Origin of the sequence: Pseudoalteromonas sp. SG43-1 (genome assembly GCF_014164415.1) — a bacterium.
Taxonomy (GTDB): domain Bacteria; phylum Pseudomonadota; class Gammaproteobacteria; order Enterobacterales; family Alteromonadaceae; genus Pseudoalteromonas; species Pseudoalteromonas distincta.
The window spans coordinates 1-887 of sequence record NZ_JACJFD010000067.1 but is presented as its reverse complement, the minus strand read 5'-3'; the positions used below and the strand labels follow the sequence as shown (position 1 = coordinate 887).

1 protein-coding gene is annotated in these 887 nt (G+C 50.7%); it reads right to left on the bottom strand.

Going from position 1 to position 887, the window contains the following annotated elements; translation table 11 throughout:
* On the bottom strand, nt 1-887 hold an 887-nt coding region (locus H5159_RS20725), incomplete at both ends, for an Ig-like domain-containing protein (RefSeq protein WP_182780966.1).

The following is an 887-nucleotide window of genomic DNA, read 5'->3' as shown; positions in this document are numbered from 1 at the left end:
GGAATCTCAATGTTCCAGTGGCCATCGCTGCCAACTAGGGTCTCAATGGTTTGCACAGCGCCTGCGCTGTCGGTGATGGTGAGTGTAACAGTGCCACCAATTTCATTACTGGTGCCCTGCAGCTCTGGTGTTAAGTCGCTAACATCGCCTACGTTTTGAATGGTGAGCGTTGGCGCTTGCGTGTCGATGGTACTGGTATCACTCACTGTAGTTTCGTTGCCAACACTGTCGCGTACACTCACTTCAATGGTGCTTTGACCTTCACTTAATGGTGTCGCTGGTGTAGCACTCCAATTACCATCCGCATCAACAAGGGCGGTGATGGTTTGTGGGTTGCCGTTGCTGTCGGTAACGACTATCGTCACTCGTGCACCTTCGCCCGCATCACTTGTGCCGCTTATGATTGGCGTGTTGCTGTCGCTTTGTGCTGCAACATCAACAGTGAGTGTCGGCGGTGTATTATCAAAGTCATCTGAGCTAATTGTACGGGTATTACCTGCGGCATCGGTCGCTGTGGCGATCACTGAGCCAACATCAAGTAACGATACATCTAATCCGACTAATGACCAATTACCATCGGCATCAGTTGTGGTGGTGTAGGTGGCACCAATGCCACCGCCAACCAGTTGCTCGGTAATGGTAATTTCACTGCCTGCTGGCAAGTCAGAGGTACCACTTAAGGTAACCAATAAACCAAGTTCAAACGTTGGTGTAAAGGCAAGTGCCGGTGGAGTTACATCCACTTCGCCACTGTCTGTACCTGTACCTGTGTTGCCCGCTGCATCAGTGATGCTGGCGCTAACGCTATAATTCCCTTCGGCTAATGTGCCTGTTGGTGTCGCACTCCAGTTACCATTGGCATCGGTTTGTACATCAATGCTTTGAGT